The following is an 808-nucleotide window of genomic DNA, read 5'->3' as shown; positions in this document are numbered from 1 at the left end:
GGGATCGAAAGGAGATCAGTGATACGGATTACCAGAGCGGCAACCATGATGTGGTCCAGTATCAGACCCTGCGATCCCAGGACATCACATCAACCGAGCGGCATGGGAACCATCTGATCCTCCGCGACTCTGGAGGGGGTCAGTTGCAGGTGGAGCACTATTTTGCCTCAGAGGCTCACCGTATTGAGGCCTTCCAGTTTTCCAACGGCGTTCTCTGGGGAGACAGCCATATTCGCGACCGCGTCGTGGTCGGTGGTGCCACGGCAGGCAATGACACGCTTGGCGGCTTCAATGACATGGCCAACCGAATCAAAGGGCTGAATGGCCATGATCTTCTCTATGGGAGTTTCCACAATGACGTTCTAACAGGAGGCAATGGCAACGACACGCTTCATGGGGGAGATGGTGATGACATCCTTGATGGTGGTGCTGGTCATGATGTCCTGCATGGTGGGAGAGGACGAGACCGCCTCATCTCCGGTACGGGGAATGACACCCTAGTGGGTGGTGAGGGAGATGACACCTACGTCATTGTCAGGAGTGGTGCCATCAAGACCATCACTGACTATGAACCCAATGTGATCAACAAGGATACGGTGATCTTCTCCAATCTGAGGTCAACTGATCTTGTGTTGACTCAAAAGCAGGGCGTTCACCTTGAAATGCTATTCTCCACTAGGTGTGCTTTCCCACCAGGTTGTTCATGCCTGCAGCTGAGCGAGCCGCTGTTGGGGGGTGAGGCCACCCAGGGCCATGTGGCACCTGCGGCCGTTATAGATCCGCAGGTAGGCAGGCAACAGCTCGTTCC

At 55.2% G+C, this 808-nt stretch carries 1 protein-coding gene; it reads left to right on the top strand.

Going from position 1 to position 808, the window contains the following annotated elements:
- A partial coding sequence (locus VB737_RS12875) for a calcium-binding protein (RefSeq protein WP_500313526.1) occupies positions 1 to 808 on the top strand: 808 nt, incomplete at both ends.

It is taken from the genome of Synechococcus sp. BA-120 BA3 (assembly GCF_034931285.1).
Taxonomy (GTDB): Bacteria; Cyanobacteriota; Cyanobacteriia; order PCC-6307; family Cyanobiaceae; genus Cyanobium.
This window is presented reverse-complemented; position numbering and strand designations above follow the sequence as displayed.